Genomic DNA, 16,350 nt, shown 5'->3' on the forward strand with positions numbered 1-16,350 from the left:
CAGCCTTGTGAGAGGTTGCTGCCTCACTCGACCTGAAGACCACCATGGATATTCGACCGACGCAAACCAAGGACTGGAGGCTGTTGAAGCAAGTTCGTCTCGCCGCGCTGCAGGACGCCCCGACCGCGTTCGGGGTCAGCTACCAGAGTGCCGCCCGGTACAGTGACCAGCAGTGGCAGGAACGTGCCTCGGGCGCGGCCAGCGCATTCTGGCTGGCCATCGAGGATGGCCAGCCCCTGGGAATGATCGGCGCCGCAGTCAGTGAGGCAAACCGCTACAACCTGATCGGCATGTGGGTCGCACCCGCGGCCCGTGGCTCCGGCGTGGCGGCCCGGCTGGTGGAAGCGGTGAAGTCGCGCGCACGGGAACAAGGCCATGAGCGGGTGTTCCTCGACGTCTCCCCCGCCAATGCCAGGGCCGCGAGTTTCTATCTGCGCCAGGGGTTCGCGTTCATTGATGAGTGGGAGCCTCTGCAAAGCCACCCCCACATCCAGGTGCAGACCATGCTCTGGACAGTGCAGGGCTGACTGCAACGGCCCCTTCGGCATCAGGCACGCCGGTAAGCCCTCGCCAACTGGCCACCCGCGGCTGCCGCGAGGGAACCGGCCCCCGCTGGCAAGTGATCGAGCGCGGCGCAGTCGTCGGCATCAGTGGGCCGATGAACGAAAGCATCGACGGGATCGAAAGAATCGGTGTGGGCAGTGTCAAGCTGATTCCGGTGGCCGCGCCGGATCATCCCCTGGCTGCCAGCGATGCCAACCTGACCGGCGCCGGGCCCGGCGGCGCGATGGCTGATCGAACGGTTCCTGCACCAGGTCTCGACGCCGCCGGCCATCCAGCCCCAGGCATAAGGCCTGGAGCCGGCAACGCGCTGAGCGTGGGACATTGCGCGGCTCGGTAGCGTGTCGTACGGGCCGGCGGTGATTGGCACCGGGCCCAGGCAAACGGCCGCCTGGCGCACTCAGCCCAGCAACTCGCTGATCCAGCGCACCTGCCGGGCCATGTCCTGCACCTTCTCTTCGGGCACCGCCTGTGCCCGGCTGAAGTTTTCCAGGGTGCGCTGTTTCAGGCGCAGCAGGCGCTGCCATTTGGCCAGGAACGCCGGGCTGCGGGCCTGCAGTTGCAGAGGGCCGAAGTACAGCTCCCGGGGGCTGTAGCTCACCGGCCCTGTGCGCTCGGCGACGATGATTTCGTAGTCGAAACGGTTTTCCCGCAGCACCTCTTCGCACAGGATGCGGTAGCCGTTGTCCATCAGCCACTGGCGCAGGGGCTGCTCGCCCCCGTTGGGCTGCAGGATCAACCGCTCCTGGCCATTGAGGCGCGCCTTGCCGGCTTGCAGCAGGTCGCGGATGGTCTCGCCACCCATGCCGCACAGGCTGATGGCGCTGATGGCGTCGCCCGGTTCGATCGCCGCCAGGCCATCGGCCAGGCGCACGCTGACCTGCTGCTCCAGGCCGTTGTCGCGCACCGTGCGCCGGGCCGCGTGGAACGGCGTCAACGCCACCTCTCCGGCCACCGCCGCGCTGATGCTGCCGCGCAGCAGCAAGGCCACCGGCAGATAGCCGTGATCCGAACCGATATCGGCCAGGCGTGCGCCGGTTGGTACATGCGCCGCCACGCGCGCCAGGCGCATGGACAATGTCTGCTGATTCAACTGCTGCCCCTTTTCACCACCAAGGTCCGGCACCTTGTGCCGGATCGGGGGGCGATTCTGGCGAGCAATGCCAGGCATTTCAAATTTATGCGACCGGGGCCGGGGATGCGGGTGCCGCAAAGGCCCGCTCCGGACAGGGTCGAAAGCAGCGTCCTCCATGGCGGGTTTCTGAGCGCAGGCAGACCTTCGTTGCTGGCCGCGTGCAACCTGGTCAGTGATAGACTGCGCGCCCATTTGGGAGGTGAAAAAATGCTGTGTCCGGAATGTGAACAAGGCGAAGTAACCCAGGTTCAAGTGCGGGCAACGCAGGAAATCCTGCACCTTTGCCAGGAGTGCGAGTTGCTCTGGCTCAGCGCCGAGGTCATTGGCACCGAGCCTTTCAACAGCTTCACGTCCTACATGGAGGAACTGGGTTTACCGCCGCTCTGGAGCTCGCTGTATGTGCTTGAACCCGAAAAGATCTCCAGCCCTCAGGCACGGAAATACCTGCGTTCGGTCGGCTCGATCTAGGTTGCTCGAGCCACAACGACGATAGCCTCCCCCACACTCAGAAGCGCAAGAGATGAACTACCAACTCTGGATGGAACCGGATGACTGCCAGACCTTCTGTCTGAGCGGCCCACAGGGAAACACCGCACGCAAACTGCTTCACCCCGACGCCCGGCTTGTGTGGGAAGTGGAAGCCCCCAGCCACTTCGAAGCAATGACCCGGTACTACGCGTACATGCAGTGGGGCGAATACAAGAGCGACCTTCCCGAACAGGAGTCCATGCCTTGAACACCGCCCAGCAGGTGGGCATAGCCCCCGAGTTCATCATTCTGCAAACCGACCATTGGGTGCTCAATCATCACCTGTCGTCCGCCCTGCCCGGCTACCTGATGCTGGGCTCGCGATCCCGGGTCAATTCACTGGCCGAGCTGCCCGAGAGTGCCCTGACGGAGTTGGGCGGCCTGCTCGCCAGGGTGCAGAAAAACCTGGAGCTGCAGCTCAAACCCAAGTGGCTGTACGTCAGCCGGTTCGGCCATGCCCCCGGCTACCCCATCCATTTCCACTTTATTCCGGTGTACCCCTGGGTCGAGGAGCTGTTCTGGAGTGATCAGCGCTACCGGCTGCTTGAAACTTTCGCCCATGAGGAAAACGCCCTGTCACTGACTGACGGGGCGGAACTGACCCTGTTCATCTGGCGCGAATTCGGCGAAAACCCGCAACCGCCGGCCATTCAAGGGCCCTCCATCGAACAGGTCATCAAAGCCTTGCGCAGCTCCTTCAACTAGCAATGGCCCGTGGCGCTGCGCGCTGTTCTCCGCGCCCCAAGGCAAGCCCCCTTACCTGGCGGTTTTCTTCAGGGAAACCGGGATGCCCCACACCAGGTCTTCCATGCCGGTGTCCCCTTGCAGGCGGGTTTTCATCGGTTCGATACGCGCCAGCACCCGGCGTCCTGTGTCGTTGACATTCGCCAGCTCCTTGTCGCTGAACTTCTTGACCAGTTCCACGGGGGCCGGCCTCACGTAGACCTGGATATCCCGCAGTGCGCATTTGATGTTCTGCGGGTCGATAGCCTTGCAAGTCTTCTTGTCGTAGCTCACGGCCGGGGTTTTCAGGTGGAAGCGGTCGCTGAGCAGTATCTGGCCGGGCTGGATACTGAAGGCCAGGGGCGCGTAGGCGTCGGGGATCTGTGCCTTCAACTTGACGGACTGGACATCACGGATCTTGGTGCCTTCGGTCCAGCCGCCTTCCGACACCTGCCGGCGCGTGTTGTATTGCTGCTCTTGCCAGGCCACGCACTGACCGGAGGCGACATGCACGGTACTGCAGACATTCTGGGTGTGGGTGGTATCCGCGTAGGAAGCGTCGCGCCAGTATTGTTCCTTGACGAACTGGCGATACAGCACCGCAGACATGTCCACCGAACCACGGGCACTGCTGGCCGGCTGGCCCTTTGCGGCGCCTACCTGGGCCAGGCTGCTGTCGATCCTGTAATCAATGCCGCCGGACATCAGGTAGGTTCCCGGCGGGACGATGTGCACTTCAAGGAAGTCCCAGAGAAATACGGTTTCCTTGATTTTCTCCAGGTCGTTATTGGCGAAGGACTGCATGTAGCCCTGGCCCGGCTGGTCCTTGTTGCTGAAGATCACGCGATGGGAATAGCTGGAGAGGTCGGTCACGCTCTTGTTGGGCATGAGCGCCGGCACCAGCACCACGGACATACCGTCCCGGGTCGCGCCATCGATGGTTTCCAGGAGCTGGTTGGTCGGGTTCTGCGTGGCGCTGCCATTGAGGTCGGAACTGCCCAGCGGGGCACAGGCACTCAAGAGCGTGACTGAAACCAGAACAGCCAGGGGGCGGAGACGCTTTACCAGGGTCTTCATTGGATATCCTTATCTGTAACGCAGCGAGGGCCAGATCCCTTTGGCAATACCGCTCAGGTCAGGGGCGAGTGCCGGCCAATGGGGGCGAAAGCGGCCTACTTTACTGCGTCGACCCGCCGCAGTAAAAGGCCGGTGCGGCAAGGCCGCACCTTGCTGCCTGGTCCGGAGAAGGCCGCCCGCATCCTAGAACTTCGCCTGCATCCCCACCCGCAGCGTGCGCCCCGGTGCCGGCATGAAGCTCTGCGCCAGCGGGTCCAGGTAGTAGCGGTCGGTGAGGTTCTGCAGCGACACGTTGAGGCTGGCGTCTTCCTTCAGTTTGTAGTTGAGGAACAGATCGAACAGCGCCACTTCGCGGTAGTTAAGTTGCGGCGTGGTGGCGCCGGTCTGCCAGGGCTTGTCGGCGGTAACCGTGGGGCCGGAGGTGTAGGTGATGCGCGTACCGAGGGTCAGGCTCTGGTCGAAGAAGCGCAGGCCAGTGGTCAGGTTGCCGGCAAAGCGTGGCGGGTTCTGGGTGTTGGTGTAGGAGCCCATGAAGCTGCCCGGGGTGCAGTCCGGAGTGTCGGCGGTTTTCTGGTAGGGGTTGCTGGTGGCGCGCAGGGTGGCCGCGAAAGCCGCGTCGCAGGTTTCGGTCTTCAGGTAGTAGGTGGACGACAGGTCGGCAAACACCCGCCCGGCATCGTAGCGGGTCTGCAGTTCCAGGCCGCTGGTTTTGTAGCTGTCGGTGTTGCTGAAGCGCATCAGGCCCCACAGGCCCGGGCTCGGGTCGTAGTAGCGGGTGATGTAGTTCTTGATGGTGTTGTTGAAGTAGGCCAGCTTGAACGCCGCCGAGTCGTCATCCACCAACAGGCCCTTTTGCAGGGTGCTGGCGCCGATCTCCCAGTTGCTCGAACGCTCGGGCTTGAGGCCCTTGCCGGGCATCGTCTGCTGTACGCCCTGGCTGGTTTCGAACAGCGACGGCATGCGAAAGCCCTGGGTGTACGAGGCGTACACGAAGGTGTCCGGCAGCACTTCGATATTGATACCGAAGGCCGGGGCAAAGGCGCCACCGCTGTTGCTGTTCTTGCCGGAGTAGTTGTAGCCGGTGACCACCTCGCCGACCTGGGACGGATAGACCGTGGAGTCGGTGGCGCCAAAGTCGTTGTAGCGCACGCCCTCGAAGGGGAAGTTGGTGTTCTGGAAGACGATGCCGTTGTTCAGGCGCGGGTCGGTGGCGTCGGTGTACTGGCCGTTCTGGTCGGGGAACCACATCATGTTGCCGGAATTGTCGCCGTTGGAAACCCGCAGGTAGCGCAGGTCACGTTCCTCGCGACGCGCCGTGGCCGTGGGCACGTGATCCTTGCTGCGATAGTGGGTGTAGCGCCCGCCGCCCCACAGGGTGAGGCTGTCCACCGGCTTGTACTCCAGCTTGCCGTTGAAACTGAACTCCTGCCGCGAACCTTCGCGCAGCATGCGGTTGGCGTTGATATCGTCCTGGGTGGTGGCCACGCTTTTCTGCGGGCGCAGTTCCTCCAGCTGGAACGAGCTGCCCAGGTCCAGCTTCAAGTCGCCGTAGCCGGTCTCGAAACGCGAGGTATTGGCCAGGCCACCGCCCACCCGGCGATCGGCCTGGCGGCTCCAGTTGCGGTCCGAACGGTAGGCCTGGGATGCCGGCGCCGAGACGGCGGTCAACTGGCTGGTCTGCGCATCGGTCATCCACAGGTCGGCGCTCAGGTCCACCAGCGGGTTGCCTGCAGGCAGGTAGTTGTAGCGCGCGGTGTAGGTGTCGATCTGGGTGTGGCCCAGGGGGTACTGGTAGATGCCGCCAGTACCGAAACGGAAGATGTCCGAGGGCATGATCTCGCCGATGCGTCCGTCGTAGCGCCGGTAGCCCAGGTCGAAGGTGTGGCCGTCCGCCGGGCGCAGGGTGGTCTTGAGCAGCCAGGATTCGGTCTTCGACGAGGAGTTCAGCACCTCTTCCCCGGCGTTGTAGGTGGTGGCGACGCTGGTCTCTTCATCGCCGTAACGGTCATAGGTGCGGTAGCGATCCTGGCCCTTCTTGCCGGCGAAATAGTTGCCCTGATTGCGATGGGCGTAGGCCGCCACCACATCGAAGAATTCATGGGAATAGGCGAACGCGGCACTGCCGGCCTCGGCCTCCGAGCCGAACAGCCCGCCGCGGCTCTGATGCGGCTCGGAGTACAGGTCCTGGGTCTTGGAGTGCGGATCGCGGGAGGCCGGGGCCACACCGTTGTTCCAGACATCACCCTTGAGGCGCAGGCCGATATTCTGACCGTCCTTGAGGATGTCGCCGACCCCGAGGGTGCGCATCTTCACCGTGCCGCCTATGGCACTGGAGGTCAGGCTCGGGCCCTTGTCGATGGCGATGTCGCTGATCATGTCCGGGTCGATGTAGCTGCGTTGCTGGGTCCCGGCATAACCGCGATAGACATCCAGCGCCTGCTGCGAACCGTCCACCGTCACCGCCACCCGGCTCTGGCCCTGGATGCCGCGGATGTTCACATCCAGGCCGCCGCCATTGCGGCTGTCACCGACCTGGACCCCGGGCTGGCCCTTGAGCATGTCGCCCACCGACACCACGCCAAAGCGCTGCATGTCGTCGGCAGAGATGTACACCGATGAACGCGGTGCCCGGTACACCTCTTCCTCGTCAGGATTTTCGCCCTTGACCTTCTGGGTCGGCAGCGACACCGCATCAAGGCGCAGGCGCAAGGCATAGCCGCCGTCGGCCTGGCGCACGTAGCCCAGGCCGGTGCCCGCCAGCAGCTGGTTCAAGCCCGCCTCGGTATTGAAATCCCCTTGCAGGCCCTGGCTGGTCTTGCCTGCGGTGAGCAGCGCACTGCCGGCCATGCTGATGCCCGCCTCGGCGCCAAAGCGCGACAGCACCTGGTCCAGGGGACCGGCGCCGATGCTGTAGTGGTGCTCGCCGGCAGCCAACACCACTTCACTACAGAGCGGCTGCAAACCGAGCAACAGCAGGCCGAAGGTATGGGTACGCAAGACACGAGCAGGGAAAATCATGCAGGGCTCCTAGGGATCGAAACCCACCTGTGCCGGTGGGTAATACCTGAAGGCCAAGCCAGATCGAAAAAACTATCGCGCCGGTGAAAAAAAAGTTTCAGGCCGGCACCACGGTCACCCAGTAACGGGTTCTTCGCTCGATGCGCACCGGCAAGGTATTGGCTACCAGGGCCAGGGCGGCATCGGTGTCGTCCAACTGGAAACTGCCGGTTACGCGCAGGCCCGCCACGGCTTCGCTGCAACGCAAGAAGCCCGGGCGATAGCGCGACAGCTCTGCCAGCAACTGATCCAGGCGCATGCGCTCGGCGGGCAGGATGCCGCGCATCCAGGCCTGGGCCAGAAACGTATCGATGGGGCTTGGCCGCCCTGCTCCCCGGCCATCGACTCGGGTTTGCCAGCCGGCCTGCAACGCCAGCGGTGCTGGGTGCTGCCGTGCGCTCACCTGCACCAGCCCGCGCAACACCGTCACCTGGGTGCCCAGGCGATCGTGACGCACCAGCAGGTTGGCACCACGGCTATAGAGCACCGCATCCGGGGTCGACAGTTGCAGGGATGCAGAGCCCGCCGGGGTGTCCAGGGCCAGTTCGCCCTCGATCAATTGCAGGCTGCGCTGCCGGGCGCTCAGGTCCAGGTTCACCGCACTGGCGGTGTTCAGCCATAGCGAGCCACCGTCGGCCAGGGCCCAATGGCGTCGCTCGCCGACGCCGGTGCGATAACTGGCCAGGGCTGAGCGCACCAGGGTGGAATCCGCCCCCTGCCAGGAAATGCCCCCCAACAGCCCCAGGGCCAGCAGGCACTTGAGCACCTGTCGCCGTCGCTGCGGATCGGCGCCCGCCGCTTGCAATGCCCGGCGCGCCGTGGCATCGGCCAACAGATTGGCCCCTGGCTGCAACATCAGCGGCAGGCTGCTGACCCGCTGCCACGCGTATTCATGCTCGACGCTGGCTTGCCGCCACTGCTGCAGGGCCTGATGGTCCGCGGCGCTCATCAGCCCGGACTGCATCCGCACCAGCCAGTCGATGGCGTTGTCCCGCACTCGGGGATCGACCGCAGCGCCACTCATTCAAAACGGCTCGCGTAACAGACACTGAAGGCCTTGCCCATGGCCCGCTGCACCTGGGCCACGGTCAAGCCCAACTGCGCAGCGATCTGCGGATAGGTCAGGCCATCGAGCTGGGACAGAAAGAAAATCTGCCGCACCCGCGACGACAACCCCACCAGCAGCGAATCCAGCTGCAACAGGGTCTCGATCATCAGATGCCGCTCCTCCGGCGAAGGCTCCTCCCCCACCGGCCGCGCCGCCAGGGCTTCCAGATAAGCCCGCTCGATCGCCTGGCGGCGCCAGCGATTGATCAGCAGGCCGTTGGCAATGGTGGCCAGAAAGGCCATGGGCTGGCGCAACTCACGCACATCCTCCTGGGAGCGCAGCACCCGGATAAAGGTGTCATGGGCCAGGTCCTCGGCATCGGCACTGTGCCCCAGGCGCCGGTGCAGCCAGCCCCGCAGCCAGCCGTGATGGTTCGCATACAACTGGGCGACGGGCGAAGAGAGGCTGTGGTTGTGCATGGGAGATTCGCATTAATGATAATGCTTCTCATTTTATTGTTTCAGTGCGGGAGTTGTACAGCGGCGAATCAGGATGTCTGTCGATCGATATCGCGGCGAAGAACCACAGCCGTGGTGATGTCCTCAACGGACTCGTGACTGGCTACGGCATCCCGGACTCGGTTCAGATCATCAATGGTGCGGGATTCGATCTCGATCACCAGGTCGAGCTGGCCACTGACCGAAGAGATGCGTCGCACCTGGGAGTGCTGGGCCAGCATGTCCAGCAGGCTGATGGCCGGCGTGCGTTTCAGGCACACCAGAAACATGGCGCGAATCACGTTGGCGTCGATTTCGCCAATATCCGCCCGGTAGCCCCTGATCACGCCATTGCGCTCAAGGTTGAGGACACGCTCGCTGGTGGCGCTTCTGGACAGTCCGATTCTCGCGGCCAGGGCCTTCAGGGCAATCCGCGCTTCTTTAGACAGAATGTCCAGTATTTCGCGATCTTTCACGTCCAGGTCGCGCATCAAGACTCCTCACTTTGACTACCGAATTTGTGCCGGTCGATTCCGACAATATGCAGGCCAACGCCGACCGCATACCTACTGCCGTCAAGGATTTCGCATGCCAAGCTAACTGAAAACAATAACTTGGAAAACCATTACCATGACCAACCTTTCCCATCCCGCCCCGCAGTTCTCGCCCCGCGATGCCGAACAACTGGCCGAGCAGCTTTTCAATGTCGTCGCCACGGCCTCGCCCCTGGATGGCGAGCGCGACTGCAACTACCGGTTGAACACTGCAAGCGATGCGGGGTGGATTCTGAAGGTGGTCAATTCGAGTGAACCGCGAACTGAAAGCGAGCTGCAGACGGCCATCCTCAGCCACCTCGCCAGCTACAACCCCGAGCTTGCCGTGCCGCAGCTGAAGAAGAGCCTTGCCGGTGGCTTCCTCGCCTCGGCCGTGGCGCCCTCCGGTGAAACCCATGCGGTGCGCCTGGTGAGCTGGCTGCACGGCACTCCCCTGGCCGAGGTCAAGCGCACCTTCGCCCTCATGCGCAGCCTGGGCCAATCGTTCGCCGACATGGATCGTGCGTTGCAGGGCTTCATGCATCCCGGTGCGGTGCGCGACCTGGACTGGGACCTGCGGCACGCCGCGCGCTCCAGATCGCGCCTGCATTTCGTCAAGGACCCTGGCCGACGAGCCATTCTGGAGCGCTTCATTTCCGCGTTCGAAAACACCGTGCAACCCAGGCTTGCGCGGTTGCGCACGCAGGTCATTCACAATGACGGCAATGACTGGAACATCCTCGTCGACCCGCAGACTCATCAGCAGGTCTCGGGCATCATCGACTTTGGCGATGCCGTGCATACGGTGCTGATTGCCGAAGTCGCCATCACCTGCGCCTACTCCATTCTCGACATGGAGGACCCCATCGGCGCGGCCGCCGCCCTCACCGCCGGCTTCCACGAGCGCTACCCGCTTCAGCCGCAAGAACTGGACGTGCTGTTCAACCTGATCGCCATGCGCCTGGTCATCAGCGTCACCTTGTCGGCCTCGCGCCACGAGCAGACCCAGGACAATCCTTACCTGGCCATCAGCGAAGCCCCGGCCTGGCGCCTGCTGGAAAAAATGGACCGCATGAACCCGCGCCTGGCGACGGCGATCCTGCGCAAGGCCTGCGGCTATGACGCGATAGAAGGTGCCGGGGCGGTTCGCCGCTGGGTGGATGAAAACCGCCACGCCTTCGCGGACATCGTGCATCCGGCGGCGGCGACCCTGAACAAGGCCATTGTGCCGTTCGCCGATGCCGCCCATGTGCTGACGGTCGCCTCCGCCGAGCAGCGTCCGGCAGAGGCGGCGAAATGGTGGAACGATTTTGCGGCTGAACATCAAGTGCCACTGGGCATCGGCCCCTGGGGCGAAGAACGGACCATCTACACCGATGCGGCATTTGAATCGCGCTTCATTGCAGGGCAACGTCGGATCATTCACCTGGGCGTCGACTTGATCATGCCGGCCGGAACGCCGCTGTACACACCGCTTGCCGGCGTAGTGCGCAGCGTCGAGGTCGAGCGTGAACCGCTGGGCTATGGCGGCTTGATCATGCTTGAGCATTCGCCTGAGGGCTGCCCGCCGTTCCTGACCCTGTGGGGGCACATGGCCCACGAAGCGCTGACCCGCCTCAAGCCCGGGGACCGTCTTGAGGCGGGCGCCCTGGTGGGCCACATGGGCGCAGACACGGAAAACGGCGGCTGGCTGCCCCATGTGCATTTCCAGATGTCCACCGACACCCAGTTGCAAGCGAGCGAGTTCATCGGCGTCGGTGAGCGCGCCTACCTTGAGGTGTGGGCCGACCTGTTCCCGGATGCATCGACCCTGGCCGGAATCCCTGCGGAAACCTACAGCCAGGAAGGCAGAAGCAAAGCAGAGATCGTGGCCAAGCGTAAACAACTGCTGCTGCCCAACTTGTCGATTTCCTACTCGGACCCGATCAAGTTCGTACGCGGTGATGGGGTCTGGTTGATAGACAACTTTGGCCGGGCCTACCTGGACTGCTTCAACAACGTCTGCCACCTGGGCCACTCCCATCCCGACGTGGTGCAGGCCCTGGCGCGCCAGGCTTCACGCCTGAACACCAACACCCGCTACCTTCACGACAGCATCGTGGAGTACGCCGAGCGGCTCACCGCGACTTTGCCCGAAGGCCTGGCGGTGGCCTCCTTCGGCTGTTCAGGCAGCGAAGCCAATAGCCTGATGCTGCGCATGGCGCGCAATCACACCGGGCGCAACGATGCCATCGTGCTGGACTGGGCCTACCACGGCACCACCCAGGAGCTGATCGACCTCAGCCCCTACAAGTACAAGCGCAAGGCCGGCAAAGGCCGTGCAGAACACGTATTCGAGGCGGCGGTGCCGGATGCCTACCGCGCTGCGGATCACTGGCCGGTCGAGGAGCTGGGCAAGCGTTTCGCGCAAAGTGTCGCCGAGCAGATCGATAGCATGCGCAAGCAGGGCCGGGCCCCGGCGTTCTTTCTCGCGGAGTCCATTCCCAGCGTCGCCGGGCAACTGTTTTTCCCGGAAAACTACTTGCAGGAAGTCTATGCAATGGTGCGTGCCGAGGGCGGCCTGTGCCTGGCCGATGAAGTCCAGGTCGGCTTTGGTCGAGTGGGCAGCCACTGGTGGGCCTTTGAAACCCAGGGCGTGGTGCCCGATGCGGTGTCCATGGGCAAACCCATTGGCAACGGGCACCCGATGTCGGCAGTGGTGACCACCCGCGAAATCGCCGACAGCTTCAACAATGGCATGGAGTACTTCAACACCTTCGCCGGCAACCCGGTTTCCTGTGCCGTGGGGCTCAGCGTTCTCGATGTGATTGAACGCGACAACCTGAAACTCAACGCACTGACGGTGGGCAACTATTTGCTCGATGGCTTTCGCACGCTGCAGCAGCGCTACGATGCCATTGGCGACGTACGCGGCCTGGGGCTGTTCCTCGGGATTGAACTGGTCACCGATCGCAAGAGCAAGGCTCCCGCTACGCAACTGGCCAGAAAGGTCGCCGATGGTGCCCGGGAGCGCGGGATTCTGATCGGCACCGAAGGCCCCTACGACAACGTACTGAAAATGCGCCCCTCGATGATTTTCAGCCAGAAGAACGCCGACTTCCTGCTTGAGGTCCTGGACGAAAGCTTCAAGGCGGCACTGCGCTAGAGCATAAGGATCGAGGCCGCAGCGCCCCAAACCGGGCTGGCCGACATAGTGTCGGCCAACTCCGGCAATGTGTCCGGCACGCGGACACCTTGCCGGGTGCTTTGCGCAATGACCTGTGCAAAGCTTTTCCCGAGGCCAGGGTGAAGAGCCCACAACAAAAAATAATAATTCTTCAAAGGTGCCATCCCATGCTAACCAGAACGCTCAAGGGTCTGCTTGCCGCATCCACCGTCGCCGCCGCGGCGCTCCTCTGCCCCGCAGCCGCTCAGGCTGATGACTTGCAATCGATCCGGGAATCCAGAGAAATCCGCATCGCCATGAGCGGGCAATACTCGCCCTTCAGCTTTGCCAACGAGCAGAACCAGATCGTCGGCTTCGACGCCTCCATCAGCGAAGCCCTGGCCCAGCGGCTTGGGGTGAAGGTCAGCATTGTCACCACGCCCTTCGACGGGATCATTGCCGGGCTCCTGGCCAAGAAATACGACGCCATCATCGCCTCCATGACCATTACCCCTGAACGCCTGAGGGCCGTGGATTTCGTCGGCCCCTACTACCACGCCGGCCGCACCATCGTGGTGAAGGAAGACTCGCCGATCAACAGCCTGGCTGACCTGAAGGATGTGACGGTGGGCGTCACCCTCGGCGATGCCCACGACAAATGGGCCAGGGCGCGCGGCAACCTGAAGGTCAAGACCTACAAAGGGCTTCCCGAGATGCTGGTCGACCTGGAAGCCGGGCGCCTCGACGCGCTGGTGATGGACAGTGTTCCGGTACTGGTGGCCGTCAAGGAAACCGGGCAGAAAGTGCGCATCATCACGCCACCCGACAGTGACGGTGGGGTTGAAGGCATGGGCATTGCGCTGCGCAAGAACAACCCCGAGCTCAAGGCGGCGATGCAGCAGGCACTGAACGAGATGCTCGCCGATGGCAGCTACGAAAAGATCTCGATGAAGTGGATCGGCAAGGACATTCGCTGACTCCTCTTCAGCCTGGCTCGACCTGGGGTCGGGCCAGTCAACCTGACCTTTTCGAGCCTGCCCATGGATCTGACACTCATACAGCGCACCCTGCCGTTTTTTCTGGAGGCGGCCTGGGTCACGGTGCACGTTTCGCTACTGGCACTGCTGCTGGGCCTGCTGGTTGCCATCGTGCTGGTGGCGGCCCGGCTGTCCGGCTTTTTCCTGCTTCGCTGCCTGGCCAGGGTCTACATCAGCGTTTTTCGCGGCACGCCCTGCCTGGTCCAACTCTTCCTCCTCTACTTTGGCGGCCCGCAGATCGGCCTTGAGCTGGAGCCGTTTTCCGCTGGCGTCATCGGCCTGGGCCTGAACATCGCGGCCTACATGGCTGAATCCATTCGCGGCGCCATCAGCAACGTCGATCCCGGCCAGGTCGAAGCGGCCCGCTCAATCGGTTTCGGCAAGGGCCAGACCCTGTGGCTGATCACCCTGCCGCAAACCGCCAAGCTGATGATCAGGCCACTGGGGGTCAATGCGGTCGCGCTGATCAAGGGCTCGGCCCTGGTGTCGACCATCTCGGTGGTGGAACTCTCCTATACAGCGCAGCGCTTTATCAGCTCCACCTACAAGCCATTCGAGATCTTCATGGTGTCGGCCATTTTGTATATCGCCATGGTCTACACGGTCAGATTGCTGGTTGACCACCTCGACAAACGCTTCGCGGCAAAGTGAGACGCGTCAATGCAAAGCCTCGATCTCAGTATCCTCACCCCCTATTCCGAGCTGCTGGCAACCGGACTCTGGTGGACCATCGTCTTGTTTCTCTGCTCCAGCGTATTGAGCCTGATGGCGGGCATAGCCTTCGCCCTTATCGTGCTCTACACCCCCAAACTGGTATCCCTTCCCATACGCTTCATGACCTGGCTGCTGATGGGCACGCCCCTGCTGCTTCAGCTGTACCTGATCTATTACGGCCTGGTGCAAGTGGGGATCGATATCCCGGCATTGATGGCTGGCATCATCGGCCTGAGCCTGCACTTCGCCGTCTACAACGCCGACGTCATTCGTGCCGGGGTCCTGTCGGTCGATCCGGGGCAGATTGAAGGCGCGCGCTCCATTGGCCTGAGCCGCAGCCAGGCTCAGCGCTACGTGATTGTGCCGCAAGCCCTGCGCAGTACCCTGGCGCCCCTGGGCAACAACCTGATCGTCCTGCTCAAGGACACCTCCCTGGTGTCGATCATCGGCATCGCCGAACTGGTCTACAGCGCCCAGCGCGCCGTGAGCGAAACCTACAGCCCGTTCGAGTTCTATCTGGCCGTCGCGGTGATTTATTACGCGGTCAATCTTGTCCTGGAAGCTGGCCTGCACCTTCTTGAAAATAAGGTAGAGATGTCACGATGACCACCGAAAAGCTCATGGTTGAAGTCAAGGGCGCGCGCAAGGCGTATGGCGCACTTGAAGTGCTCAAAGGCATCGATCTGTCTGTCTCGCGCGGGCAGATCATCGCCATCATCGGCCCCAGTGGTTCGGGCAAAAGCACCCTGCTGCGCTCGATCAACCACCTGGAAGTGCTGAACGAGGGGGAGATCTGGCTGGAAGGCGAACACGTCAACCGACCCTTGAAAGGTCGAGCCTTTGAACAGCACATCAATAGCGTGCGCCAGCAGATGGGCATGGTGTTCCAGCACTTCAACCTGTTCCCGCACCTGACCGTGCATGAAAACATCGCCCTCGGCCCGGTCAAGCTCAAAGGGCTGACCAGGCCAGCCGCTCACGAGCTGGCCATGGAGTACCTGTCGAAGGTCGGCCTGGCCAACAAGTTCGACGAGTACCCTTCTCGCCTGTCCGGCGGGCAGAAACAGCGCGTGGCCATTGCCAGGGCCCTGGCGATGCGCCCCAAGGTCATGCTGTTCGATGAAGCCACCTCGGCGCTGGACCCCGAGCTGGTGGAAGAGGTCAACCAGGTCATGAAGCAACTCGCCGCCGAACACATGACCATGTTGATCGTCACCCATGAAATGCGCTTTGCCGGCGAAGTGGCGGACCGGATCATCTTCATGGACGGTGGCGTGGTGGTCGAGGAAGGCGCGCCACAAGAGATCCTGCAGAACCCGACTCACGAACGAACCCGGTCGTTCTTGAAAAAGCATTTGCACGCCTAGATGAGTTGTGCGCGCTAGTCGAAGGTGCTGTTGCGCCAGGCGGCGCGCTCAGAGAGGATTTTCGAGCGGCAGTACGGGGTTTGCTGATCGCGGCTCCAACTGCTTTCATCCAGGCGCTGACCCTTGCACCCAACCGAGGCGACGGAGCTGACATAGACCACGCGCCGCACAGCCGCCTCCCAGCCTATTTCGCGCATAGCCGCCGAACTCGCTCACATCGGCGAACCACTCTTGGGGCTGAAGACGGTGGAATGCATCGTATGCTCCATATCCCCAGGCCACCGCGCCAAAGGCGATACCGGCAGTCGCCGCGGCTTCACCATCCATAGGCTGGTCGCCGATGTAGATAACCTGTTCTCGCTCGACATCGAACCGGCGCATGACACGGCGCAAGCGAGACGCCTTGCCGAAAATGGAGACGCCGCACTCGAGGGCCCGGATATGTCGACAACTGGCGCCCAAGATGTGCGTGATGTTCTCTCGCGAGTTGGAAGACACCACCGCCAGAATCAGTCCCTTCTCATCAAGATGACTCAGGGTCTGGGCAATGTTGTCAAACAGTGGGATCGCGCTTTGATGCTTCTTCATCAGGCCCATGAAGGTTCGCGCCACCATGGGCAACTTCCAGCGGGGCATTCCCGGATGGGCCATGATCTCGCGCGCCCCTAGCTTGCGCAGACAGTCCAACTCTTGTGGGTGAATCCGACTGAATGCGTGCCTGTCAGCAACCTGGTTAAACACTGAAACAAAGAACGGAAAGGAATCAGCGAGCGTGCCGTCAAAGTCGAAAATGACAAGTCGGTATGACATGTAAAAGTGCTTTCCTGTAGTGATAGCAGTCGACTCCTGGCAACTGCCTGCGCGGGGCAATCAACTCACCTGATTGAATGCGCGCTGAACGCCAACAAGCCCTGCCGAGCCTGATTCT

The 16,350-nt window shown here is 62.7% G+C and carries 16 protein-coding genes and 1 pseudogene; 10 read left to right on the top strand and 7 right to left on the bottom strand.

The window, feature by feature from the left end; all coding sequences use genetic code 11:
- The first annotated feature begins 44 nt into the window (after positions 1-44).
- Both M2395_RS09120 and M2395_RS09125 read left to right on the top strand, forming a co-directional pair.
- Complete coding sequence (locus M2395_RS09120; RefSeq protein ID WP_073698931.1) at positions 45-527, top strand: GNAT family N-acetyltransferase; 483 nt, start codon at positions 45-47, stop codon at positions 525-527.
- Between the two features lie 92 nt (positions 528-619).
- Positions 620-775: pseudogene (locus tag M2395_RS09125) on the top strand (LysR family transcriptional regulator); the annotation flags it as partial.
- A gap of 186 nt (positions 776-961) precedes the next feature.
- Here M2395_RS09125 and M2395_RS09130 read toward each other — a convergent pair.
- Positions 962-1,654 (bottom strand): tRNA (adenine(22)-N(1))-methyltransferase TrmK, encoded by a 693-nt coding sequence (locus M2395_RS09130; protein WP_026022876.1) that lies wholly within the window; start codon positions 1,652-1,654, stop codon positions 962-964.
- Here M2395_RS09130 and M2395_RS09135 point away from each other — a divergent pair.
- Genes M2395_RS09135 through M2395_RS09145 form a run of 3 tightly spaced genes read left to right on the top strand, consistent with a single transcriptional unit; the run spans position 1,607 to position 2,929 of the window.
- Positions 1,607-2,164 carry a hypothetical protein gene (locus M2395_RS09135; RefSeq protein ID WP_233447081.1) on the top strand — a complete coding sequence of 186 codons (558 nt, stop codon included), beginning with the start codon at positions 1,607-1,609 and terminating at the stop codon, positions 2,162-2,164. The genes M2395_RS09130 and M2395_RS09135 overlap by 48 nt on opposite strands.
- 52 nt (positions 2,165-2,216) lie before the next feature.
- Complete coding sequence (locus tag M2395_RS09140) at positions 2,217-2,432, top strand: hypothetical protein (protein ID WP_123431013.1); 216 nt, start codon at positions 2,217-2,219, stop codon at positions 2,430-2,432.
- 14 nt (positions 2,433-2,446) lie between these two features.
- Entirely contained in the window at positions 2,447-2,929 is a 483-nt protein-coding gene (locus M2395_RS09145; protein WP_123431043.1) for an HIT family protein, read from the top strand.
- A gap of 51 nt (positions 2,930-2,980) precedes the next feature.
- Here M2395_RS09145 and M2395_RS09150 read toward each other — a convergent pair whose 3' ends face one another.
- The 5 genes from M2395_RS09150 to M2395_RS09170 all read right to left on the bottom strand — a co-directional run bounded on the left by M2395_RS09150 (position 2,981) and on the right by M2395_RS09170 (position 9,117).
- Positions 2,981-4,024 carry a hypothetical protein gene (locus tag M2395_RS09150; RefSeq protein ID WP_103291264.1) on the bottom strand — a complete coding sequence of 348 codons (1,044 nt, stop codon included), beginning with the start codon at positions 4,022-4,024 and terminating at the stop codon, positions 2,981-2,983.
- Positions 4,025-4,207: 183 nt separating this feature from the next.
- Positions 4,208-7,042 (bottom strand): TonB-dependent receptor, encoded by a 2,835-nt coding sequence (locus tag M2395_RS09155; protein ID WP_123431014.1) that lies wholly within the window; start codon positions 7,040-7,042, stop codon positions 4,208-4,210.
- 97 nt (positions 7,043-7,139) lie between these two features.
- A complete protein-coding gene (locus M2395_RS09160; protein WP_053157719.1) occupies positions 7,140-8,105 on the bottom strand; it encodes a FecR domain-containing protein in 966 nt (321 codons plus the stop codon).
- Positions 8,102-8,608 (bottom strand): sigma-70 family RNA polymerase sigma factor, encoded by a 507-nt coding sequence (locus M2395_RS09165; protein WP_011060663.1) that lies wholly within the window; start codon positions 8,606-8,608, stop codon positions 8,102-8,104. Before M2395_RS09165 ends, M2395_RS09160 begins: the two co-directional genes overlap by 4 nt.
- A gap of 68 nt (positions 8,609-8,676) precedes the next feature.
- A complete protein-coding gene (locus tag M2395_RS09170) occupies positions 8,677-9,117 on the bottom strand; it encodes an Lrp/AsnC family transcriptional regulator (protein WP_011060662.1) in 441 nt (146 codons plus the stop codon).
- 139 nt (positions 9,118-9,256) lie between these two features.
- Here M2395_RS09170 and M2395_RS09175 point away from each other — a divergent pair, with 139 nt between their 5' ends.
- From M2395_RS09175 to M2395_RS09195, 5 genes are all read left to right on the top strand, one after another.
- Positions 9,257-12,304 (top strand): aminotransferase class III-fold pyridoxal phosphate-dependent enzyme, encoded by a 3,048-nt coding sequence (locus M2395_RS09175; protein ID WP_123431015.1) that lies wholly within the window; start codon positions 9,257-9,259, stop codon positions 12,302-12,304.
- Between the two features lie 188 nt (positions 12,305-12,492).
- A complete protein-coding gene (locus M2395_RS09180) occupies positions 12,493-13,281 on the top strand; it encodes an ABC transporter substrate-binding protein (RefSeq protein ID WP_065363698.1) in 789 nt (262 codons plus the stop codon).
- A 63-nt stretch (positions 13,282-13,344) separates the two neighbouring features.
- Positions 13,345-13,992, top strand: a complete 648-nt coding sequence (locus tag M2395_RS09185) for an amino acid ABC transporter permease (RefSeq protein ID WP_011060659.1) — start codon at positions 13,345-13,347, stop codon at positions 13,990-13,992.
- A 9-nt stretch (positions 13,993-14,001) separates the two neighbouring features.
- Complete coding sequence (locus M2395_RS09190; protein ID WP_123431016.1) at positions 14,002-14,661, top strand: amino acid ABC transporter permease; 660 nt, start codon at positions 14,002-14,004, stop codon at positions 14,659-14,661.
- Positions 14,658-15,422, top strand: coding sequence for an amino acid ABC transporter ATP-binding protein (locus tag M2395_RS09195; RefSeq protein ID WP_123431017.1), 765 nt, complete (start codon positions 14,658-14,660; stop codon positions 15,420-15,422). The genes M2395_RS09190 and M2395_RS09195 overlap by 4 nt, the downstream gene beginning before the upstream one ends.
- A 105-nt stretch (positions 15,423-15,527) precedes the next feature.
- Here M2395_RS09195 and M2395_RS09200 read toward each other — a convergent pair whose 3' ends face one another.
- Complete coding sequence (locus tag M2395_RS09200) at positions 15,528-16,232, bottom strand: HAD hydrolase-like protein (protein ID WP_123431018.1); 705 nt, start codon at positions 16,230-16,232, stop codon at positions 15,528-15,530.
- Positions 16,233-16,350 lie beyond the last annotated feature (118 nt).

The sequence above is a fragment of the Pseudomonas sp. BIGb0176 genome (assembly GCF_024810175.1).
Classification (GTDB): Bacteria; Pseudomonadota; Gammaproteobacteria; order Pseudomonadales; family Pseudomonadaceae; genus Aquipseudomonas; species Aquipseudomonas protegens.